The organism is Paraburkholderia denitrificans (genome assembly GCF_042655705.1).
Lineage (GTDB): Bacteria > Pseudomonadota > Gammaproteobacteria > Burkholderiales > Burkholderiaceae > Paraburkholderia > Paraburkholderia denitrificans.
Map to the genome: position 1 here is coordinate 58911 of NZ_JBHSMP010000011.1, position 19982 is coordinate 78892.

Genomic DNA, 19982 nt, shown 5'->3' on the forward strand with positions numbered 1-19982 from the left:
CTTACCCCTTCAATTGAAGTCGAACGACAATGTCGTCAGCCGTGTTGACACTCGCGAGGTCGCCGAAAAGGTTAGCGAGGGACTTGTCTCCTGCTGTCGATGCACCAGACGTGCATAACGAGGCATGGCTGACCGCCAGATCCGCATCGACCCAACCGAATGCCGTGCAGCCTGCAAGGTCCGAGAGATGGATTGCGCCTTGCGCAATCCTATGGCCCAGAGCCGTAATGCGAGTCGCAGCGGCTTTGGCAAGCACAGGCCGAAACGCCGAAACGCAGCTCGTGCCTAGCAGAGTCTGCGCGACGAATACGCCATGCCTTGATCCCAAAATGTAGCCCGCTGAATCGAAGAAAAGTACGCCGTCGCCGCCTGGATCGCGAGCCCCCAGAACTGCGTAATGGAGTTCCGCTGAAAACGTCGACAACGCTCTGTTCACCGTGCTTGCTCGCAAGCCTTGCGGACACGCATACAACTGGTAGTTCACAATTGCGTGCTTGCAGCATTTGCGTGCGCGCGTGGCCCGGAATGAGACATCGAGTGCGACGTCGCACCCTAAAAAATCAGTCGCCAAGTTTGCAACACTCAGAGAGAGCTCGAAGCTTCCCCAGTCGGGGAGCCGCACGTCGGTGTAGGCGTGGCGTGCAACGCGCGCAGCGATTGCTGCGAGCTCCAGATCAACCGGCATTGCGAGCGAGTCGCAAGCCTCTGCAAGCAGTTGCAGCGCATGGGGAAGTTCGTGCACGACCAGTTCGCCCCCATCCGTCGCGGTGCGGAGCGTGCATGGAACGTCGACGTTCACGCATTGCGCGTAGCTCACGGCCGCGCTGATGGGCAAATAACCAGTGATCGAGATAGATGGGTGCTCAATAGTCGAATTCATCGATATCTGTCAGAAACAATTGGGCCGGGTTCAGCATTGCGGTGTGCCAGAGATCTGCCACGGCCCGGCTAGCGACGGTGAGGTATTCGAATGGACCGATCCGTTCGATGGGTACGACACCAAGCGATGAACTCAGCATCAAAGCCCCGGTGTAGGAAGCGAGATCGCTGACGCTCACTCGCCGTTCGCACCAGCGAAACGTCGAGTGCTTTCCAATCACATGGCGCAGCGATTTGCACGTGATGCCGGACAGAATGCCGTCTTCGGGGCGCGGCGAATGAAGCTCGTTGGACGCGACGAAAATCAGATTGGCCCGCGGCGTCTCCGCGACGTCGCCGAACTGGTTGACGAAAAGACAGTCGTCAAATCCGTTTTGCTGGGCCGATAGCGTTTCTGTCCGCGATGCGGCGTAATGCGACATGGTCTTCACGGAGTACGGAATACCGTGCCCGACCCATCGCGCGCGCTTCGCGAAATTCAGGCGATAGGGTCTCGGTTTCGTATAGCCGTGCAGCGAGCGAGCAAACACGGTAACGTCGGCACCCACACTACCAGACTGGTTCTCGCGTTCGCTGACGAACCAGCGTAACCCCATATCGTAGTGAGGCTGCATCAGTTGGATAACGACCCGCGCAGCATCGACAAGCTCGCTCGACGTATAGGCGAGATGGATGCCAAGCGCGTCGCAACTCGCCTGAAGTCGCGCGATATGGTGCGACATGCTGATGGTGAAAGCTCTTTTGCGGTGCCCCCAGCCGCGTACAAAGAGGCGGCACCCATCGAACACCGCGCGAGCACGCAAGACCCCAGGTGCCGTCGCGGCAATGCGTGCATCTGCCAGCTCGACGATCCGGCCGTTCTGCCATGCCGGCGCAATCATGCCGTGCCCAGCGCAATGTCAGTGCCGATTTCAGTCGTCGCGCACTGGAGAAACTCCCCGAAACGCGTTGCTACATCGGCAGGCGTCACCGTGGGTCTTCCGAGTTTGCTGATGGAGCCCGGCCTGATGGACACGCAAACAAGATGAGGCCCGCTGCACTCGCATAGTTCGCCGACCGTCACCGCGAGATCGTCCACGCTGTCGACCCGTGTCGCGGTGGCGTAGCCGCACGCGCTCGCCACACCGCAAAAGGACATGGCATCTGAAACGGTCTTCTGACCGCCGGTGGAATCGTGTACACCGTTGTCGAGTACCACATGAATCAGGTTGCCCGGCGCATGTGCACCAATCGTGGCTAAGGTGCCCAAATGCATCAGTGCAGCGCCGTCGCCGTCGAGCACGACGACTGGATCGCGCCAATTGAGAGCGATGCCCAGACCCACCCCACTGGCCGAGCCCATAGCACCGACCATATAGAAGTGCTGCTCGCGGTCCTCCAGCGTAAATAGCTCGCGCGCCGTCTTGCCAGTCGTAGCGACAATTGCCGCGCGCTCCGGCAATCCCCGGCGGATAGACTTGATCGCATCGAATCGTGACGGCAGCACGCCGCCGCGGCGCACGTCGCGTGAGACCGTTGCGCGCACGGCCTTCGGGTGAGACGGTCGCAACTGGACGTCGTCGAATACGGCTGCTGGCGTCACCAGCGCTCTGACTACGCGGTTGGCACGGATTGCCGAGGCGGCCTCACTAATCTGTGCGTGGGCAACCGTCTGATCAAGCGAAAGAATTTGTGTTTCGACGCCCATGAGACAGAGCAGATCGAGCGTGATCCTGCCCATGACGTCGTGCTGCGGTTCGTCCTTCATCCCGGGTCGACCGCGCCACGTGATGAACATAAGCGTACCGATGCGGGACGGCAAATTCATCGATGTCAACGGATTCACGAGATTTCCTAGTTCGGAATTCTGGCTCAACACCGCCGTACCACGTCCAGCGAGAGCTGCTCCCGCAGCGATCGCCGCCGCCTCGCCTTCTTGTGTGGCACCGATGTAATACCCGTCGCCAAGATTGCTAGCGGCGTTGATAAGCGAGGTGAGACCGGAACACGGCACACCGGTGAAGAAATCAATTCCCTCTGCACGCAACGCGTCCACCATCAGTTCAGCATCAAGCAACATAACCGTGATCTCCTGTATGTTTGTGATGAGCAACCAGAAAATTGCTGTTCACCCAGTCGCTGTCCAAATACGCTCCCTGCAGATGGCGCGCAGCAGTGGCGGGAAACGCGCCCCGCGCGTGCAGGACGCGGAAATTGTTTACGATGAACGCCTGTCCCGGCTGCAGCTTGAAGCGCACCTGATACGCCGGATCAGCCAGCAATCGCCGGTATCGGCGATAGGCAGCATAAAAGCGTTCGACTTCGCCGACTGCGCCCAGCACTGGCCGCAGCGAGCGGTCGTTGAAGGACACCTGCACGAGGTGGCCATCGTCGTCGAGTGCAATGACCGGGCGTCGACTTGAGAAGTGTGCATCTGTTGACCTGAACGCGAACGTGACGAGTGTTTCAGTTAGTGATGCGTAGTACTCTGGATAATTTCTCTTTAAATGATCGGCACATGCGAAGCCGTCTACAACGTATGAGTCGCCCCCCTGAGAGGTATTCACGATGCAATGGAGTATCTGCCAGCCCGGTACGGGATTGCGATATGGATTGTCCGTGTGCAAGAACAGTTCATCGGCCGAGAACGCCAGATTGGAAGGTGACGGATCGAACCTCACGTCGAATAGCGGACCGACCCGGCTTTCCTTGATTCGCCCAACATAAGGCGCTAGTCTCGTGATAAAGCCAGGTTGCGCAGGACATCCACTGACGATTGCGAAACCGAAGTGCGCCAGTCGCTCGAGAAGCGCGTGATGCTCGAGCGGTTCATTCAGTCGCTGCCACGATACGGTGACTGCCTCCGGATCCAGCGAAGCGTCCCACAGTTCATTTCGCGCCGAGGCAGAATTGAAGAATGGATCGGTTTTGAAATCACCGATGTTCACGGTGGTGCGATGCGAGTCCTCCTTGAAGCGGACATGCAGCAGATCAGACGGATCGAACTTCGCGGAAGCAATGGTCAACTTCGGGGGCCAACGGGACACGTCGGAGCGCCGCTGTCCAGACTTCTCATCGATGCAATCACCGCATGTGCACGCGTGCCGCAGCGTTTGCGCTGCGATCATATACGGCGCACCGTCCGCTCCACTTGCAATTAGGAGTTTGTCGGAAGATATGCTCAAGACACGGGGCAACACGGTGGATGTCATGGGCCGTTCCTTGATAGGTGATTTAAAGTTCCGCGAGCGCATCCGTCAGCACGTGGACGACATGATTCAGAGTTCTGACGGGCATATTGAACGCGGGGGCAAGCGTAATGTGATCGCTGACGCGCACGCCGTCTGTTCCGCGAACCTCGCCGGGCATCACCAGCAGGCCACGCGACAAGCATGCTGCGTAGAGACGTTCACCGATCGGACCAGACACGGTTTCATCTTCAGGTGTGTTCAGACACACCGAGTACATCAGGCCCCTACCGCGTATCGCGCGAACACGCTCCAATCGTAAGAGATCAGCCAGACGCGTAGCGAACGCGTCTTTAAGCCCTTCCACGTCGCTCTGAAAGCGCGGAAGGGTGAGATGGCGAAGCACGTCAAGTGCGACGGCACAACCAATGGGATGGGCAGCATGTGTGTGTCCAAGCAGATTGGCCTTGCCTTGGAGCGCCAGTGCGATGCGTGGTGAGACCAGCACTGCACTAAGCGGAAACAGACCAGCTGTCAGTGCCTTTCCAAGCACGATGATGTCGGGATCGACACCTTTACTCTGGGAGAGCGACAACCCATCCGTTCGCCACATGCCCACACTGACCTCATCCGAAATGAGCACGATGTCACGTTCCCGGCAGACAGCGGCGATCGCTGCCAAGGTGCTATCGGGCATTTCCACGCAACCGGCGGCATTGCCGAGCATGGGTTCAAGTATCACCACGCCGATGTCCTTTCCAATGGCGCGCTCGATTTCCGCACGGTCGGTGGTCCAGTCAGCGTCGAAACCGCGTGGTGTGCGTACCCAACGCAGAAGATCGAGTCGCGTGATGCGCTTGAGTTCCAACTCGTACCTGCCACGCGCGGCAGCGTGACCCGTTGTTGACAGCGCGAAACCCGATGACCCGTGATAGCTATTTGGCAGCGCCGCCCATTGCCGCTGATAGCTGCGGCCACGCACCTCGCCATACGCCGCAGCAATTCGCAGCGCTGCCTCGACACCATCCGCGCCAGACACCGAGAGATACACCTGATATCCGGCGCTGCCGCCCAGTTCCGACAATAGATTCGCGAGCGCGACACTCTCGCAGGAATCAAATCGTGCGTTGTGGACGTAAGGCAGTCGCGCTGCAGCAGCGTACATGGCGGTCGTCACGGAGCACAGGCTGTAGCCCAGAATGGCGGCGTACGCTCCAGATATAGCATCCAGGTATTGTTCACCCGACTGGCCCACGATTTCATGACCGCGACTCGACACGATTCGCGGCAAACCCTGCCCCGGGCTGCGCCCAAGCAAAGCGTTACGAGTGCCGGAAATCGACATTGCGGGCGCTTCCTTCGGGAGGTGTGTAATAAAAGTAGATACCCCGCTCTTCAATTTCGGGGAGGCTACGGTATAACGCAATGACGCCGGGCTCAGAAGCCTTAATCAGGACATTCGTCGCCCCTCGCGCGCAGCTGAATGCGAGTACTTTTCGAAGGAGTCCCACACCGATGCCGCGTTTCCGGTACGCAAGATCGACGGCAAGTCCGTCATGCCTTATCTGTATGTATCGACGTGACAGCATCGGCGAAAGCTCGAATAGGATCACTCCAGCGACCACGCTGTCCACTTTCGCCACGAACCCCCTCTTGTCCAGCCCGCGTACATAGTTCATATACACTGACCGTGCAACCGACGACTCCGGATCACATTCATAGTTGGGACCAAGCGCCGCGAAGATCTCAAGGACGCGCGCAAAGTCTGCCGTCCGCGGCACCGAGATCGTGAACGATTCGCTTCGAAGCTCCGGCGTCTCGACGGGGCAACCAGAATGAGCAGTTGCAGACATGATTAAATCGTCCCCGGTATGAGCCGAAGAATTTTGTCGATCGGAAAAAGGTCACCCTCCACCTCAAGCGAGCGGCCGCTTTGCAGAATTCCCTCCGCGACCTTGACCATCGCCGGATAGGCCGCACGAAGCAGATGATTCGCGTAAATCACGACGTTGAAACCTGCCTGCTCAAGCTCAGAGAAGCGGATGCAGTTATAGGTAGTCGGCACGCATACGAGCGGGGTTTTACGATTTTTGACTCGAAAACGTTTGCTGAACTCCAGAATTTCGAGTGGTTCAATGCTTTTACTGTGAATCATGATCCCGTCCGCGCCAGCTTCCACATATTGGTGCGCGCGTGACAGTGCATCATCCATACCTCTTTCGAGCACAAGACTTTCAACCCTGGCAACAATCATAAAATCCTTGCTGCGTCTTGACTGATTGGCGAGTTCTATTTTTCTACAAAAATCTGCCGGATGCTCTTGAATCTGCGCAGCACACGCGCCGAGCAGAGAATTTTTCTTGAGTCCTGTTTTATCCTCGATAATCGCTGCGGAAACGCCAGAGTTTTCCAGTACAATCACATTTAATGTGAAATGCTCTGGCTTTCCGCCAGTATCAGCATCAATAATCAATGGCTTCCGTGTGCTTTCCAAAATTTCCTGGATGTTGTGTATCCTGCTGCGCACATCCAGAATCTCTATATCGGGCTTACCGCGCGAAGTCGAATCCGTCAAAGAACTGGACCAAAATCCATCGTATTCCACATCTCGTCCCGCTTCGTCACTTGCTTTGCTGGTTTCCACAACCAGCGCCGCCAGCGGACTACTAACCTCCATGATGCGCAAACATTTTTTCCGCTCAAGAGCTATCCGCAAAGCGCTCCCACGGCTATTCGAGAATTCGAAACCAGTTGACGCTGAAGTGATCATGGATGTCCTTTTAACGTGTTTGGGATAATGCTCAATTATTAGTAGTCTAAATAATAGATTTTCTGCAGCGGTGGAAATCATAACGCCGATCTTATCAATCAACCCATCAAGCAATTCACAGAACCTGCAATGATTTACAGGTTTTTGGCCGCCCAGAGTTGTGTTTTGCATAAATCGAGAGCAAAGACGCAGTGAACTCCATGTTTTCGATCGCATGGCAATACGAACGGATTGATGGTGAGCGAGAGTCGCCGCGCATTTCAGCACCATTCCTCCAACTTAAGCGAGCTAAATTTCAACTCGCTGCCAATCTTTTAAAATGTGAAATTCGCTCCGCTGCCGGTCCACTTGTCTCGTTTGCATGGTGCGAACCAAAAACGAATACGGCAAGCCGTCGCTGCTCCTGACGCTCGACGGCCGGACCGCGGCGCTCGCGGCTGAAGAACTGGACGAGCTTATCGAGGTGCTCGGCCTCCTGCGAGCCGACCTCACGCCCGCACCGGAGCAGACGGTGTCCAAAGCGGAGCGCTACGCGGTGGAGACGAATACGGAGTGGCACGTTCACCAGAATCCGCTGTTCGACGGCGCGCTGCTGTTCCTGCGCCACTCCGGGTTCGGCTGGACCGGTTTCGGTCTGCCGTCCGAGCAGATAGACCTGTTCATGGAAGCCACCACGCCACCTTCGGAGTGGAAGAACAACGGTACGCGCAACTGACAGCGCACTCGACCAGGTCGAACCAGCTTAACGACAGCTTTCATCTGAGTTTCATCTCACGTACATTCCCGTTTCATTAATCGAAACGAGAATCCTCCCTTTTGAAGCAGTACGTTTTGCTTCGAAGCACCCCAGAATCACTCCGCTCACGTTGAGATCATCCCGATGATCGATGTGATTGCGTTTCTGTCTGATTTTTCGTACTGCAAATCGTCCACGCGTGACGGAGACGTCGCCAATCTCACACCCCCACCGCACGATCATGACCGGCAATCTCCCCACCGACCATGCTGCACCGGAATATCTTCTCGAATTGATCAGGACGCTGTTCAAACACGAAGGCGAACCCGACATTCGCACAGTCAAAGGCCCAAGACACGAGGTATTCAAGATTGAGTGTGGAGACCGCTCTTATATCTTCAAAATCCTCGGAGAAGGCGACCGGTTTCAACAGCGCGAAATTCTGGCGAGGAAGCTTTTGCCTGCGGACTTTCCAGCACCACGGATACTGCATTCGGGCGTGACCGAAGACAATCGATACTGGATCGTAATGGAATCCATTGGAACCCAGGACATGCGCCGCTGGCTTCTGGGTTTGAATCGAGACATCAGGGACTCGCACCCCGCTATTAGCGAAATCTTTTACGAGTGCGGGAAGCTTCTCGCACGCGTTCACTGTATTCAGTTCGGCGAACAGGAAGGCTTACCACGCAGCTTGTATTGCGACGAGATTTATAGCCTCGGCTACGGAACAGAGGCGTTCGGCGACAATCTGCTTGCGGCTGTCGGTCAGGCAATTGATCTGCTCGGCAAGGGCGCGCAAACGCCCATTTTGACGGCGTTGCGTTCAAGTGCGCAGCAATGCTTGCCCTACGCGAATATGGAATCGCTTTGTCACGGCGATTACAAGGCAAAAAATGTGCAGTTGATCGAAGCCGGTCGAGTCGCCGGCATTATAGATTGGGAGTGCCTCCATGTCGGATCGCCCCTGACCGACGTGGCCCAGTTCCTGCAGCATGCACGCCAGTATGAGGACATGGAGCGTTTTGCCGAGGGGTACAGCGAAGTGATCCCCTCCCGTGGCAGTCTTGTCGGCGCTGCATTTTCCTACCGGATGGCGGAGGTCGTGCTCGGTCTGAAACGCCCGCAGCCATTTGACGAATTTGAACTACGCATCAACCGGGAATACATCAAGGGTTGCGCCGACATCGTCGCATCGAAACGCGTAGACACCATGACGGAAATTGCGAACGAGTTGCTTCGGTACGGCATCGAGTCGTGAACCACGAGAGAAGTGCCATTTCGTCGCACCAGCCAGAAGACCGAATATATCGGCACGACATTTTGATAATATTCGAAACATGGAAACATTAAACGCTGCAGAGTTACTCGCTGCGCTCGGCCATGAGGCACGGCTCTCCATCTTCCGATTGCTTGTCGAGGCGGGCGATGAAGGTTTGTTCCCCGGTACATTGGGCGAACGGCTCGGACTGGTTCCGGCCACACTCTCCTTCCATCTGGCGCATCTGAGCCGCGTCGGCCTTATTCGGGGCAATAAGGAAGGCCGGTTTATTCGTTACTCGACCGACTACGGCACGATGGACGAACTCCTTACCTTCCTGACGGCCAACTGCTGTCAGGGCGCCAGTTGCCTGCCAGAAACCGAGCCCGTTGCGAGCAACATAAAGCGCCGCGCCAGCCTCCAGAAAACCGTGTCCAGAAAGGCGTGCCCGTGATTGAGTGCATCCACAACGGCCTGCGTCCCCGAGCAGGCAACTTTGCCTGAAGCACCATCAGCCAGGCCATGCAGTAGCGCTGTGAGAAAGGGTATTTTCAGCGTCAGCCCGCTACCTGCCCCGCCAAAACCGATTCTTGAAAGGAAGCCATCATGAAAAAGCTGGAAGTGTTTGACCCCGCCATGTGCTGCTCGACCGGTGTCTGCGGCGTGGATGTAGACCCCGTACTCGCGCAATTCGCCGCCGACCTGAAATGGGTCGAAGAGCAAGGTGTCACGGTGGCCCGCTACAACCTGGGTCAGGAGCCGCAAGCGTTCGTCGCCAATCCGGCGGTAGTCAAGGAAATGGAATGCGGCATGGACCGCCTGCCCATCATCGCCATCGATGGCCATATCGTCTCCACCGGCCTGTACCCTTCGCGTCAACAACTGGCGCAAAAGCTCAACGTTGCGCTGACAACGGCCGAGAAACCCCGCCTCAAACCGCTTGGCTGCACGCCGGGCTCCGGCTGCTGCTAAAGCGGAGGCACGCTATGACCTTGCCCTCGACCCGTACCCGTTTCCTGTTCTTCACCGGCAAAGGCGGAGTCGGTAAAACCTCGTTATCCTGCGCGACCGGCCTGGCGTTGGCCCAAGCGGGCAAGTCGGTGCTCATCGTCAGCACCGACCCGGCGTCCAACCTCGACGAGGTGTTGGGCACAGGTCTGAACCAGACGCCGACCGCAATCGCTGGCGCGCCCGGTCTCTTTGCATTGAACATCGATCCCGAAGCGGCCGCACATACCTATCGGGAACGGATGGTGGGGCCGTACCGCGGCATCCTCCCGGCGGCTGCCATCCAGAGCATGGAAGAGCAGTTTTCCGGCGCGTGCACCGTCGAGATTGCCGCTTTTGACGAGTTCTCGAAGCTTCTCGGTGATCCGGGCGCCACGGCCGAGTTTGACCATGTCATCTTCGACACGGCCCCGACTGGCCACACGCTGCGTCTGCTGACCTTGCCGTCGGCGTGGGACGAGTTCATCTCCTCGTCCACGGGCGGCGCCTCCTGCCTCGGTCCGCTTGCGGGCCTCGAAAAACAAAAGACGCTCTATGCGGCGACCGTCGAGCGTCTCTCCAGCGCCGAAGAGACGACCGTCGTCCTGGTCGCCCGGGCCGATGCCGCTTCGCTGCGCGAAGCCGACCGGACACGTGCCGAACTCGCCGACCTCGGAATTCGGAACCAGACGCTGGTCGTCAACGGCCTGTTCCCGGACGCTGCCTCCGGCGATGCGATTGCGACGGCCATGGCGCAGCGCGCGGCCGAGGCATTGGCGAACATGCCGGCCGGACTCGCAGGGTTGTCGCAGTCGCGCATTCCCTTTCTGCCGCGCGGCACTGTTGGCCTGGCTGCGCTGCGTGAGATGGCTCACCCTGAGATCGTTGCGTCACCAACCAGTCATGAGATGCCCGCCACCAGCTTGCCGCCTGGCTTGAGCGCTCTGGTTGAAGACATGGCTTCTGCTGGCCACGGCGTCATCATGACGATGGGCAAAGGGGGCGTGGGCAAGACCACGGTTGCTGCCGCCATTGCCGTAGCGCTGGCGAAAAAGGGGCACCATGTCGTGCTTTCGACGACGGACCCCGCCGCGCATATCGCCGCCACGCTTGACGGCATAGTTCCGGGCCTCACAGTCAAACGTATCGACCCGTCACAGGAAGTGCAGCTGTACACGGAGGAAGTGCTCGCGAAGGCAGGCCAGCAACTCGATGCCGGTGGGCGCGCGATGCTGGAAGAAGACCTGCGTTCGCCGTGTACGGAAGAGATAGCGGTGTTCCGGGCCTTTGCGCGAACCGTGGACGAAGGCAAGAATGGGTTCGTCGTACTCGACACTGCCCCGACTGGCCACACCATCCTCCTCCTCGATGCGGCCGAGGCGTATCACCGTGAAGTAATGCGCACTCAGGGGGACATGCCCGAATCGGTACGCGAGTTGTTGCCGAGGCTGCGTGACCCCGGATACACGCGCGTGGTCATCGTCACCCTGCCGGAGGCCACGCCTGTTCACGAGGCTGAACGCCTTGACAAGGACCTGGTCCGTGCCGGCATCAAACCCTACGCATGGGTCATCAACCAGTCGCTCCTGGCGAGCGGAACGACTCACCCTGTGCTGTGCCAGCGCGGCGGATATGAAGTGCCATTTATCCGTCGTGTCGCTGATAGCCTCGCACCTGAATGCGCGCTGATACCGTGGCTTGCCGAATCGCCCGTCGGCGTAACCGGCCTGGAGCATCTGGTTACCCAGCAGCCTTGTATCGAGGCTCATTCGTCATCTTTGGGGTAATGCCATGAAGACGCTTCCGATTCTTTGGCAGCGGCTTGTTTCCGGCGGCGAGACCTGCCCTCGCTGTGCCAGTACAGGTGATGAGGTCGAGCGGGCTTATCGGCAGTTGCACGAACAACTGATGCCGCTGGGTATCGAGCCAGTGCTGGAGACCCGCGAGATTGACGAAGCCACTTTCAAGGCGAATCCGTCTGAATCCAACCGCGTCTGGATTGCGGGAAAGCCGATGGAAGAATGGGTCGGCGCATCGGTGAGCAGCAGCCCTTGCTGCTCTGTTTGCGGGGACGAAGCGTGCCGTACCGTCGATGTTGGCGGCGCCAGCTACGAGGTCGTGCCCGTCGACCTGCTGGTCAAGGCCGGGCTCATCGCTGCACTGACGATGAATGCGCAGCAAGGCAAGGGATGATGTGCCGGGACCAGACCGTATAGCCGCTCAGAACCCTTATTGCAGTTGAACGGCGATCAAGTCGTTGGCGAACGCGGGTTGTGCGGAAGTAAGCTCCATCAGGTCGAGGAAGCCATTGCTTTGCGCAAACTCTTCCAGCGCAGCCTTGCCGCTTTCAGCCTTAACCTGGCCGTAGCTTTCGACCATCTTCAGGTCGGTAATCAAGTTTAACTGCGCGAGCGGAATCGATTCGCCGTCGCCATACGCCATCGACGCGAACAGCGCGCCGAAATCGGGTTGATCGACACCGAGTTGCTTTTGCACCGCGAGCGACGTGAGGCCGATCTTGCGCCCCACGACGCGCTCGCCGTTCGCCACGCGCAGATCGACATTGACCTGCTGCACGGCGTAGGCCGTTGCGATGTCATCGAGTGCAATCTCGCCGCGCACCGGCGCGATGACCTCGCGCGCCGCTTCGGCAGCGCGCAGGCGAGCGGCAAGGATGCTCGCCAAAGTGATATCGGGCATGACCTCTTTTCTCCTGGTGTCCGGCTTTACGCGTTGGCGATGAAATCGCCGACCAGACAGTTGAACTCTTCGGGGTGCTCGATCATCGCCCAGTGCCCGCAGCGATTGAGCAGCACCAGACGCGAGTTGGGAACGTTCGCAAGCAGATACAGCGACGTTTCGAACGACACTACGCGGTCGTCGCGGCCATGAATCAGCAGCGTCGGGGCCTTTGGCGGGGAACGACGCTTGCTATGGAGACGGCGCGTTCACGCGCCGCAGATGGTCAACGATCAGCATGACTGATGGTTGCCGCCGGATACCGGGAGCCACGGTGAAGCGCTTTCGTCTTCCTCACGGCTTCACCAACGCGACAAGGCCGTGCCCTACCCCCGCTCATGAATCCGCGCTCGCGCGCAGGCAGTCGAGCGCGAGCACGACGGCATTGCGACCCTCCGCATCCGCGCGCCAGTACATCGAGACCGCGCCCGCCCCGCCGAACGGCATGGGCAACACGTGCAGCAAGCCCGATCTTTCAAAACGCTGCGCGGCGCGCTGCGACGCGACGCCGAGCAGATCCGAATGCTTGAGCAGCGTGATGTTGAGCAGCGACGAATTCGATTCGATGCAGTTGCGCGGCATGCTTCGCCCGGCCGAGATGATCGCCGATTCAAGCGCGTTGCGAATCGGCGTGCCTTCGGGCCAGACGATCCACCGATAGCTGAACAGGTCGTCCCAGCCGACCGCATCGCGCGACACGAGCGGATGTTCCAGCCCGGCGACGAAGTTGACCGGATCGTGGTAGAGCGTCTCTGTCTTTAGTTGCGCGGTCAATTGCGGGTTCGCCGCGCGGCCGATCACGATATCGATCTCGCCTTGCAGTAGTTGCGGGATCAAGCGATTCATCGTGCCCTCGGCAAGCCGCACCTGGGCGCGCGGCATCTGCCGGATCAGGCGCGCGACCGCGAGCGGCACCGTATCCGCAGCCGAAACACCCGAAGTGCCGATCGCGATGAGCCCGCTGCCACCGTCGCGCAGCGCATCCATATCGTCGCGCGCGCTGTCGAGGTGGCCGATGATGCTGCGCGCGTGCTGAACCATCGCTTCGCCGTACGGCGTCGTCCGCAGGCCGCGCGCGTGCCGCTCGAACAGCGGCAGGCCGACGTCGGCCTCCAGTTCCTTCAGCCACTTCGACAGCGCCGGTTGCGTCGTATGCAACGCCTCGGCCGACTGGCTCAGATTGCCGGTCTGCGCAATCGACAACAGCATCTGCAGATGCCGCAGGCGCAGCCGATAGGTCCAGTCGAGCATGGCCTTTCCTCCTAGGTATATCCGTTTTCATATGGATAGTGACAATTCGCAATTATACAAATATAGCTCGCCCGCATATAAATACGCCCAGACAGCAAGTAATCGTGGCGCCCCTCGAAATTTCCGACCTGTTCCGTGCCTGACCGGCCCGGTGCGCCAACCATTCGATCAGGAGATCCATCCATGGCATTCATCTTCCCGCCTGAAGCCCCCATCGCCGTGCCGGTCGTCGGCTCGAACGACTCGATCGCCGTGCGCCGGGTCTACTGCGTGGGCCGCAACTACGCCGCACACGCACGCGAAATGGGCTTCGATCCCGACCGCGAACCGCCGTTCTTCTTCTGCAAGCCCGACAACGCAATCGTGCCGGTCGCCTATGACCAGACGCTCGAACTCGCCTACCCGGCCGAGACCGCGAACTATCACTACGAGGCCGAACTCGTCGCCGTGATCGGCAAGAGCGGCTCGAACGTGCCGCTCGAACAGGCGCTCGACCATGTCTGGGGCTACGCAGTCGGCCTCGACATGACCCGCCGCGATCTGCAGATGAAGATGCGCGAAATGGGCCGTCCGTGGGAAATCGGCAAGGCGTTCGACGAATCGGCGCCGATCGGCCCGATCCATCCGGCGTCGCAAGTCGGCCACTTCGAACAGGCTGGCCTCTGGCTCACGGTGAACGGCGAAACGAAGCAGAAAAGCGACGTCACGCACCTGATCTGGTCGGTTGCGGAAACCGTGTCGTACCTGTCGCGCTTCTTCAAGCTCGAACCCGGCGATCTGATCTACACGGGCACGCCCGAGGGCGTCGGCGCGGTCAAGCGCGGCGACACGATGAAGGTGGGCGTCGAGCGCCTCGGCGAACTGACCGTCAAGATCGTCTGAATCGTCTAAATCACACCCGAAATCGAACAGGACGATCGACGTGGATCTCTACAGCTTCTTCAACAGTTCGACCTCGTACCGCGTGCGCATCGCACTCGCGCTCAAGGGCATCGAGACGAATTTTCACTGCGTGAATATCCGCGTCGGCGAGCATCGCGACGCGCACTACGTGGCGAAGGTGAACGCGTCGGCAGTCGTACCGGCCATCGTCGATGGCGACTTCCATCTCGGCCAGTCGCTCGCGATCATCGACTGGCTCGATGGCAAGCATCCCGAGCCGCGCCTGATTCCGGCCGAGCCGAAGTTGCGTGCGCACGTACTCGAATTCGCGAACCTGATCGCATGTGACATTCACCCGGTCAACAACCTGCGCATCCTCAAGTATTTGACCGACGTGCTCAAGGTCACGCCCGAGCAGAAAGATGCGTGGTACCGGCACTGGGTCGCCGAAGGCATGCAGGCGGCCGAGCGGCTGCTCGACGAGGCGGCGGCGCGCGAAGGCGGACCGTGGTGCTTCGGCGCGGCGCCGACGCTCGCCGACGTGTGCCTCGTGCCGCAGGTCGCGAACGCGCTGCGCATGGGCTGCGACCTCTCCGCGTATGCGCGCGTGATGGCCGCGTACCGTCATGCGTCGGAGCATCCGGCGTTCGTGAAGGCCGAACCGAAAAACCAGCCCGACTACACCGCGTAACGCAGCGGGCACCTGACCGAATTCCAGTTTTAGAATTATCCAGGAGACAGACATGCCACAGACATCCAAAGCCCGCCGTCGCGTGATCGTGGTCGGCGGCGGCATCGGCGGCCTCGCCGCCGCGCTCGCCATCGCCAGACAGAACATCGAGGTGCTGCTGCTCGAACAGGCCCCGCATATCGGCGAAATCGGCGCGGGCATCCAGCTCGGCGCGAACGCATTCACGGCGCTCGACGCACTCGGCGCGGGCGAAGCGGCGCGCAATCGCACCGTCTACACCGATTCGTTGACGCTGATGGACGCGGTCGATGCGAAGGAAATCGTGCGCATCGAAACGGGCGATGTGTTTCGCAAGCGCTTCGGCAATCCGTACGGTGTGATCCATCGTGCGGACATCCACCTGTCGATCTTCGAGGCCGTGCAGGGCAATCCGCTGATCCAGTTCCGCACCGATACGCAGATCAAGCAGCTTGAACAGAGCGAGCGCGGCGTCACGGTGATCGACCAGCACGGCGAACGCTACACGGCCGATGCCGTGATCGGCGCCGATGGCGTGAAGTCCGCGGTGCGCGCGGCGCTGCATGGCGACGAACCGACGCCGACCGGCCACGTGGTGTACCGCGCGGTGGTCGACGTCGAGAACATGCCGAAGGATCTGCAGATCAATTCGCCCGTGGTCTGGGCCGGCCCGCGTTGCCACCTCGTGCACTATCCGCTGCGCGGCGGCCGGGAATACAACCTTGTCGTCACGTTCCACAGCCGCCAGAAGGAAGTCTGGGGCGTGACGGACGGCAGCAAGGAGGAAGTGCTGTCGTATTTCGAGGGCATCCACCCGCTGCCGCACCAGATGCTGGACCGGCCGACGTCGTGGCGCCGCTGGGCCACCGCCGACCGCGATCCGGTCGATCAGTGGAGCTTCGGCCGCGCGACGATCCTCGGCGACGCCGCGCACCCGATGACGCAATACCTCGCGCAGGGCGCGTGCCAGGCGCTTGAAGATGCGGTCACGCTCGGCGAGGCGATCAAGGCCGCCGATGGCGATTTTGTGGCGGCTTTCAAGCTCTACGAGCAGGTCCGGATTCCGCGCACCGCGCGCGTGCTCTGGAGCGCGCGCGAGATGGGCCGCATCTATCACGCGAAAGGTGTCGAACGTCTCGTGCGCAACCAGTTGTGGGTCGGCCGCACGCGCGAGCAGTTCTATGACGCGCTCGACTGGCTGTACGGCTGGCGCGCGGAAGACTGCCTGAAGGGTGCGGTCTGAACGTTTGCCGGTGAGGCACGGCCTCGCCCCGGAACCGTCACGGCAGCGTCGAACCTTGTAGCGTCCGGCGCCAAACGTAATAAACACGGTTCTTTTGTTGCGTACTCAATCGTCAGGGAAAACAGGATCATGAGCACTCAAGCCCCCCACGGTGGGCAGCCGGAAGATACCCCCGCGCTTCGCCAGCTCTATGCCGACTTCGAAAGCAATCACCTCAATCCGCTCTGGACGCAAATCAGCGGACTGATGCCGAAACATCCCAGGCCGAAAGCCGTCCCGCATGTCTGGAAATGGGCGACGCTCTACCCGCTCGCGCAGCAGTCGGGGAACCTGGTGCCCGTGGGCCGTGGCGGCGAGCGCCGTGCCATCGGGCTCGCGAACCCCGGCCTCGGCGGAGAGGCCTACATCTCGCCGACCTTGTGGTGCGCAATTCAGTATCTTGGACCGCACGAAACCGCTCCCGAGCATCGTCACGCGCAGAACGCGTTCCGCTTCGTCGTGGAAGGCGAAGGCGTCTGGACGGTCGTCAATGGCGACCCCGTGCGCATGAGCCGCGGCGATTTCCTGATTACGCCGGGCTGGTGCTTTCACGGCCACCAGAACGTGCGCAACGCACCGATGGCATGGATCGACGGGCTCGACATTCCGTTTAGCTACACGAACGACGTCGGCTTCTTCGAATTCGGTTCGGAAGAACTGAGCGACAAGACCACGCCGGACTTCTCGCGCGGCGAACGCCTGTGGTGCCACCCCGGATTACGCCCGCTATCGGGGCTGAAAAACACGATCGCGTCGCCGATCGGTGCGTATCGTTGGGAACACACGGATCGTGCACTGAGCGAGCAACTGCGTCTCGAAGATGAGGGCTACCCCGCCACGGTTGAGCGCGGCCATGCGGCCGTCCGCTACACCAATCCGACGACCGGCGGCGACGTCATGCCGACAATTCGCGCCGAATTCCATCGGCTGCGCGCGGGGGTGAGCACCGCGTCTCGCCGCGATGTCGGTTCACTCGTGTTCCAGGTGTTCGAGGGGCGCGGCGCAGTCGTTCTCGATGGAACGCGGCGCGAACTGGAAAAGGGCGATATTTTCGTCGTGCCGAGCTGGGTGCCGTGGTCGCTTGAAGCCGAGAGCGACTTCGATCTGTTCCATTTCTCGGACGCGCCGATCATGGAACGCCTGCACTTCGATCGCACGTTGATCGAAAATCGCAAATAACGCGCTGCGGTGGCCCCGACCATCGGTTGGTTGGGGCTTCGTCCTTTTACCGGCAGCGAATTTCCTGATCGACAATCCTCGTTCCGTTTCCGGAATTCCAGCCTTCCGGCATTCCGGAAGGCTGCAATCAATCGTCGTTATCGACTGGCGGCGGCATCGTCAACACGCTCGCGCGCAGCGCTGACATGACCCGTTCGATGAGTCCGTCCGGCGATGCCAGTCCCGCCCTGGAAAGCGCCTGCTGCACGCTGACGACACGCCCGGCTTCATAACGCTTTCCGCTTCCGATCGCATCTTCGAAATCATTGGCGCGCTGATTGATTTCCTCGGGATCGGCGCTGACCAGCAGCACCGCATGAGCCAATACCGCATGCAGCGGCGCGTGCGACCCGTGCGCGTCCGATCGCACGCGGCGCCAGTATTGCGCGGTCCCGGCGATCTTTTGCGCCTCGCACGGCGCGCCCCAGGCGAGATTGAAACGTCCGTCGCAGAACGACCCTTCCACCGCCTGCCAATGCGTCTCTAGCCCGAACGTGCCCAGCGCCTCGCGCAGGATTTCGCACAGATGGCGGTAGACCGCTTCTGAATGCTCGCTCGCGTTGCCCTGCACCCGATACGCGAGGCTCAGGTTGAGAATGCCCGGCCCCTGCGGAACCAGCCCGCCGCCCGACATGCGCAGAAAAACCGGGCATCCGCGCCGCGCAAACTCGGCGCGGGCAGTCTCCAGGGCGTCGAAGCGCCGGTAGCTGCGCGGCACCACGAGCGAAACCGGTGCCTGCCACAGATGCGCGACGCAGCGGCCCGTCTCGGCCAGCGACAGCAGCGCCATTTCCGCCGCGAGGGGATCGGTTGTGTCGGCATCGAAGTCGACGAGGTCAAATGGCATAGGCCAGGGCCTGTTCACATGAATAAGGGGCGGGCGCAGAGGACCGGGGCGGTCCTTCGCGGCCTGGTGGAACGTCGTGTCGCCGTCCGCATCGGCGGACGGGCCGGTGACATTGTCCATCGTCGCGAAGAACCGCGCCAATCGCCCCTTGTCACGTAGGGGCTCCGCTCACTTCAATCTGGGCTGGACAATGATTTTCACGGCTGATTCGTTGTTATGAATCAGCGTTTCAAATCCCCTGGAAACAAGATCTTCCAGTTGAATGCGCTGGGTAATGAACGGTTCAAGATTGATCTTGCCTTCCTCGACGAGCTTGATCGTTTCCTGATGATCGTTGCAATACGCGATCGTGCCGCGCACGTCCAGTTCCTTCATGACCACGCTGTGTACGTTGATGGTGGCCGGATGGCTCCAGATGGACACGATCACCACCACGCCCGTGGCTTTGGTGACGGCTACCAGCGTGTCCAGCACCTTGTTCACGCTGGAGCATTCGAACGCCACATCCACGCCTTTGCCGCCGGTGATTTTCATCACTTCCGCGGCCACGTCCACCTCGGACGGATCGAGAATGTAATCGGCCACGCCGGATTCGCGGGCCTTCTCCTTGCGCTTCGCGCTCAACTCCGTGACGATGACGCGCAGGCCCTTGGCTTTAAGCGTCGCCGACAACAGCAGGCCGATCGGACCTGCGCCGCCGACGAGAGCGATATCGCCAGCCTTCGCGCCGCTGCGGGTGAACGCATGATGGCCCACCGACAGCGGCTCGATCAAGGCGGCCTGATCCAGCGGAATGGACTTCGAAATCGGGTGCACCCAGCGGCGTTTGACGGCGATCTTTTCGGACAGGCCGCCGCCACGGCCGCCGAGACCGATGAAATTCATGTTCTTCGACAGGTGGTATTTTTCGCCCGGTCCCGTAGGCACGTCGTCGGCCACGATATAAGGCTCCACCACCACGTGCTGGCCGACTTCGATATCGGTCACGCCTTCGCCCACCGCATACACCACACCGGAAAATTCGTGGCCCATGGTGATGGGCGCGGACTCTTTGGAAATCGGATGGGGATGGCCGCACGGCGGAATGAAAATCGGCCCCTCCATGAATTCGTGCAGATCCGTGCCGCAGATCCCGCACCAGGCCACCTCGATGCCAACGGTGCCCGGCTCCACGACCGGTTCGGGAATCTCTTCGATGCGAATGTCGCCGCGATCATAAAAACGCGCTGCCTTCATCGTTCCAGCTCCTCGGTT

At 60.2% G+C, this 19982-nt stretch carries 21 protein-coding genes and 2 pseudogenes; 10 read left to right on the plus strand and 13 right to left on the minus strand.

The features are described 5' to 3' along the window. Window position 1 precedes the first annotated feature (1 nt). Genes ACFPTO_RS08410 through aepX form a run of 7 tightly spaced genes read right to left on the minus strand, consistent with a single transcriptional unit; the run spans window position 2 to window position 6816 of the window. Window positions 2-880, minus strand: a complete 879-nt coding sequence (locus tag ACFPTO_RS08410; RefSeq protein ID WP_377710789.1) for a hypothetical protein — start codon at window positions 878-880, stop codon at window positions 2-4. Beyond that, window positions 864-1760: an aminotransferase class IV gene (locus ACFPTO_RS08415; RefSeq protein ID WP_377710790.1), complete on the minus strand. Its 897-nt coding sequence runs from the start codon at window positions 1758-1760 to the stop codon at window positions 864-866. Before ACFPTO_RS08415 ends, ACFPTO_RS08410 begins: the two co-directional genes overlap by 17 nt. After that, window positions 1757-2938 (minus strand): phosphonopyruvate decarboxylase, encoded by a 1182-nt coding sequence (aepY, locus tag ACFPTO_RS08420; RefSeq protein WP_377710791.1) that lies wholly within the window; start codon window positions 2936-2938, stop codon window positions 1757-1759. Before aepY ends, ACFPTO_RS08415 begins: the two co-directional genes overlap by 4 nt. Beyond that, window positions 2928-4070: a 2-trimethylaminoethylphosphonate dioxygenase gene (gene tmpA / locus ACFPTO_RS08425; protein ID WP_377710792.1), complete on the minus strand. Its 1143-nt coding sequence runs from the start codon at window positions 4068-4070 to the stop codon at window positions 2928-2930. The genes aepY and tmpA overlap by 11 nt, the downstream gene beginning before the upstream one ends. 22 nt (window positions 4071-4092) lie before the next feature. After that, a complete protein-coding gene (locus ACFPTO_RS08430) occupies window positions 4093-5391 on the minus strand; it encodes an aminotransferase class III-fold pyridoxal phosphate-dependent enzyme (protein ID WP_377710794.1) in 1299 nt (432 codons plus the stop codon). Then, window positions 5369-5899 (minus strand): GNAT family N-acetyltransferase, encoded by a 531-nt coding sequence (locus ACFPTO_RS08435; protein ID WP_377710795.1) that lies wholly within the window; start codon window positions 5897-5899, stop codon window positions 5369-5371. The genes ACFPTO_RS08430 and ACFPTO_RS08435 overlap by 23 nt, the downstream gene beginning before the upstream one ends. A 2-nt stretch (window positions 5900-5901) precedes the next feature. Continuing rightward, window positions 5902-6816 (minus strand): phosphoenolpyruvate mutase, encoded by a 915-nt coding sequence (gene aepX / locus ACFPTO_RS08440; protein WP_377711013.1) that lies wholly within the window; start codon window positions 6814-6816, stop codon window positions 5902-5904. A 361-nt stretch (window positions 6817-7177) separates the two neighbouring features. On the opposite strand from aepX, the gene ACFPTO_RS08445 reads away from it, so the two are divergent. The 6 genes from ACFPTO_RS08445 to ACFPTO_RS08470 all read left to right on the plus strand — a co-directional run bounded on the left by ACFPTO_RS08445 (window position 7178) and on the right by ACFPTO_RS08470 (window position 11993). Further along, complete coding sequence (locus ACFPTO_RS08445) at window positions 7178-7531, plus strand: hypothetical protein (RefSeq protein WP_377710796.1); 354 nt, start codon at window positions 7178-7180, stop codon at window positions 7529-7531. A 262-nt stretch (window positions 7532-7793) separates the two neighbouring features. Further along, window positions 7794-8813, plus strand: a complete 1020-nt coding sequence (locus ACFPTO_RS08450) for a phosphotransferase family protein (RefSeq protein WP_377710798.1) — start codon at window positions 7794-7796, stop codon at window positions 8811-8813. 79 nt (window positions 8814-8892) lie between these two features. After that, window positions 8893-9267, plus strand: coding sequence for an ArsR/SmtB family transcription factor (locus tag ACFPTO_RS08455; RefSeq protein ID WP_377710800.1), 375 nt, complete (start codon window positions 8893-8895; stop codon window positions 9265-9267). Window positions 9268-9419: 152 nt separating this feature from the next. After that, on the plus strand, window positions 9420-9785 hold the full coding sequence (arsD, locus tag ACFPTO_RS08460; RefSeq protein ID WP_377710801.1) for an arsenite efflux transporter metallochaperone ArsD: 366 nt from the start codon (window positions 9420-9422) through the stop codon (window positions 9783-9785). Window positions 9786-9799: 14 nt separating this feature from the next. Beyond that, window positions 9800-11587, plus strand: a complete 1788-nt coding sequence (gene arsA / locus ACFPTO_RS08465) for an arsenical pump-driving ATPase (protein WP_377710803.1) — start codon at window positions 9800-9802, stop codon at window positions 11585-11587. Window positions 11588-11591: 4 nt separating this feature from the next. Continuing rightward, a complete protein-coding gene (locus tag ACFPTO_RS08470) occupies window positions 11592-11993 on the plus strand; it encodes a DUF2703 domain-containing protein (protein WP_377710805.1) in 402 nt (133 codons plus the stop codon). Window positions 11994-12200: 207 nt separating this feature from the next. Here the strand turns inward: ACFPTO_RS08470 and ACFPTO_RS08475 are convergent. From ACFPTO_RS08475 to ACFPTO_RS08485, 3 genes and pseudogenes are all read right to left on the minus strand, one after another. Next, a pseudogene (locus ACFPTO_RS08475) lies at window positions 12201-12500 on the minus strand (2-keto-4-pentenoate hydratase); the annotation flags it as partial. Between the two features lie 26 nt (window positions 12501-12526). Then, on the minus strand, window positions 12527-12700 hold the full coding sequence (locus ACFPTO_RS08480) for an alpha/beta fold hydrolase (protein WP_377711014.1): 174 nt from the start codon (window positions 12698-12700) through the stop codon (window positions 12527-12529). Window positions 12701-12875: 175 nt separating this feature from the next. After that, window positions 12876-13790 carry a LysR substrate-binding domain-containing protein gene (locus ACFPTO_RS08485; protein WP_377710806.1) on the minus strand — a complete coding sequence of 305 codons (915 nt, stop codon included), beginning with the start codon at window positions 13788-13790 and terminating at the stop codon, window positions 12876-12878. A gap of 183 nt (window positions 13791-13973) precedes the next feature. Here ACFPTO_RS08485 and ACFPTO_RS08490 point away from each other — a divergent pair, with 183 nt between their 5' ends. The 4 genes from ACFPTO_RS08490 (at window position 13974) to ACFPTO_RS08505 (ending at window position 17842) form a co-directional block, all read left to right on the plus strand. Next, window positions 13974-14672, plus strand: coding sequence for a fumarylacetoacetate hydrolase family protein (locus tag ACFPTO_RS08490; RefSeq protein ID WP_377710807.1), 699 nt, complete (start codon window positions 13974-13976; stop codon window positions 14670-14672). Between the two features lie 40 nt (window positions 14673-14712). Further along, a complete protein-coding gene (maiA, locus tag ACFPTO_RS08495; protein ID WP_377710809.1) occupies window positions 14713-15363 on the plus strand; it encodes a maleylacetoacetate isomerase in 651 nt (216 codons plus the stop codon). A gap of 52 nt (window positions 15364-15415) precedes the next feature. Continuing rightward, the gene (locus ACFPTO_RS08500) at window positions 15416-16624 is read left to right on the plus strand and encodes a 3-hydroxybenzoate 6-monooxygenase (RefSeq protein ID WP_377710810.1); all 1209 of its coding nucleotides are present in this window, start codon (window positions 15416-15418) and stop codon (window positions 16622-16624) included. A gap of 129 nt (window positions 16625-16753) precedes the next feature. After that, a complete protein-coding gene (locus ACFPTO_RS08505) occupies window positions 16754-17842 on the plus strand; it encodes a cupin domain-containing protein (RefSeq protein ID WP_377710812.1) in 1089 nt (362 codons plus the stop codon). A 127-nt stretch (window positions 17843-17969) separates the two neighbouring features. Here ACFPTO_RS08505 and ACFPTO_RS08510 read toward each other — a convergent pair whose 3' ends face one another. The 3 genes and pseudogenes from ACFPTO_RS08510 to ACFPTO_RS08520 all read right to left on the minus strand — a co-directional run bounded on the left by ACFPTO_RS08510 (window position 17970) and on the right by ACFPTO_RS08520 (window position 19964). After that, window positions 17970-18728, minus strand: coding sequence for a lipoate--protein ligase family protein (locus tag ACFPTO_RS08510; RefSeq protein ID WP_377711015.1), 759 nt, complete (start codon window positions 18726-18728; stop codon window positions 17970-17972). A gap of 66 nt (window positions 18729-18794) precedes the next feature. Beyond that, window positions 18795-18896, minus strand: a pseudogene (locus ACFPTO_RS08515) (SDR family NAD(P)-dependent oxidoreductase); the annotation flags it as partial. After that, on the minus strand, window positions 18897-19964 hold the full coding sequence (locus ACFPTO_RS08520; RefSeq protein WP_377710814.1) for a 2,3-butanediol dehydrogenase: 1068 nt from the start codon (window positions 19962-19964) through the stop codon (window positions 18897-18899). It lies immediately after the preceding pseudogene. Window positions 19965-19982: the final 18 nt, after the last annotated feature.

What these genes read in the sequence shown, in the direction of transcription:
- ACFPTO_RS08410 (WP_377710789.1), bottom strand. Translation starts at nt 880, where the DNA reads ATGAATTCGACTATTGAGCACCCATCTATCTCGATCACTGGTTATTTG.
- ACFPTO_RS08415 (WP_377710790.1), bottom strand. Translation starts at nt 1,760, where the DNA reads ATGATTGCGCCGGCATGGCAGAACGGCCGGATCGTCGAGCTGGCAGAT.
- aepY (WP_377710791.1), bottom strand. Translation starts at nt 2,938, where the DNA reads ATGTTGCTTGATGCTGAACTGATGGTGGACGCGTTGCGTGCAGAGGGA.
- tmpA (WP_377710792.1), bottom strand. Translation starts at nt 4,070, where the DNA reads ATGACATCCACCGTGTTGCCCCGTGTCTTGAGCATATCTTCCGACAAA.
- ACFPTO_RS08430 (WP_377710794.1), bottom strand. Translation starts at nt 5,391, where the DNA reads ATGTCGATTTCCGGCACTCGTAACGCTTTGCTTGGGCGCAGCCCGGGG.
- ACFPTO_RS08435 (WP_377710795.1), bottom strand. Translation starts at nt 5,899, where the DNA reads ATGTCTGCAACTGCTCATTCTGGTTGCCCCGTCGAGACGCCGGAGCTT.
- aepX (WP_377711013.1), bottom strand. Translation starts at nt 6,816, where the DNA reads ATGATCACTTCAGCGTCAACTGGTTTCGAATTCTCGAATAGCCGTGGG.
- ACFPTO_RS08445 (WP_377710796.1), top strand. Translation starts at nt 7,178, where the DNA reads ATGGTGCGAACCAAAAACGAATACGGCAAGCCGTCGCTGCTCCTGACG.
- ACFPTO_RS08450 (WP_377710798.1), top strand. Translation starts at nt 7,794, where the DNA reads ATGACCGGCAATCTCCCCACCGACCATGCTGCACCGGAATATCTTCTC.
- ACFPTO_RS08455 (WP_377710800.1), top strand. Translation starts at nt 8,893, where the DNA reads ATGGAAACATTAAACGCTGCAGAGTTACTCGCTGCGCTCGGCCATGAG.
- arsD (WP_377710801.1), top strand. Translation starts at nt 9,420, where the DNA reads ATGAAAAAGCTGGAAGTGTTTGACCCCGCCATGTGCTGCTCGACCGGT.
- arsA (WP_377710803.1), top strand. Translation starts at nt 9,800, where the DNA reads ATGACCTTGCCCTCGACCCGTACCCGTTTCCTGTTCTTCACCGGCAAA.
- ACFPTO_RS08470 (WP_377710805.1), top strand. Translation starts at nt 11,592, where the DNA reads ATGAAGACGCTTCCGATTCTTTGGCAGCGGCTTGTTTCCGGCGGCGAG.
- ACFPTO_RS08485 (WP_377710806.1), bottom strand. Translation starts at nt 13,790, where the DNA reads ATGCTCGACTGGACCTATCGGCTGCGCCTGCGGCATCTGCAGATGCTG.
- ACFPTO_RS08490 (WP_377710807.1), top strand. Translation starts at nt 13,974, where the DNA reads ATGGCATTCATCTTCCCGCCTGAAGCCCCCATCGCCGTGCCGGTCGTC.
- ACFPTO_RS08500 (WP_377710810.1), top strand. Translation starts at nt 15,416, where the DNA reads ATGCCACAGACATCCAAAGCCCGCCGTCGCGTGATCGTGGTCGGCGGC.
- ACFPTO_RS08505 (WP_377710812.1), top strand. Translation starts at nt 16,754, where the DNA reads ATGAGCACTCAAGCCCCCCACGGTGGGCAGCCGGAAGATACCCCCGCG.
- ACFPTO_RS08510 (WP_377711015.1), bottom strand. Translation starts at nt 18,728, where the DNA reads ATGCCATTTGACCTCGTCGACTTCGATGCCGACACAACCGATCCCCTC.
- ACFPTO_RS08520 (WP_377710814.1), bottom strand. Translation starts at nt 19,964, where the DNA reads ATGAAGGCAGCGCGTTTTTATGATCGCGGCGACATTCGCATCGAAGAG.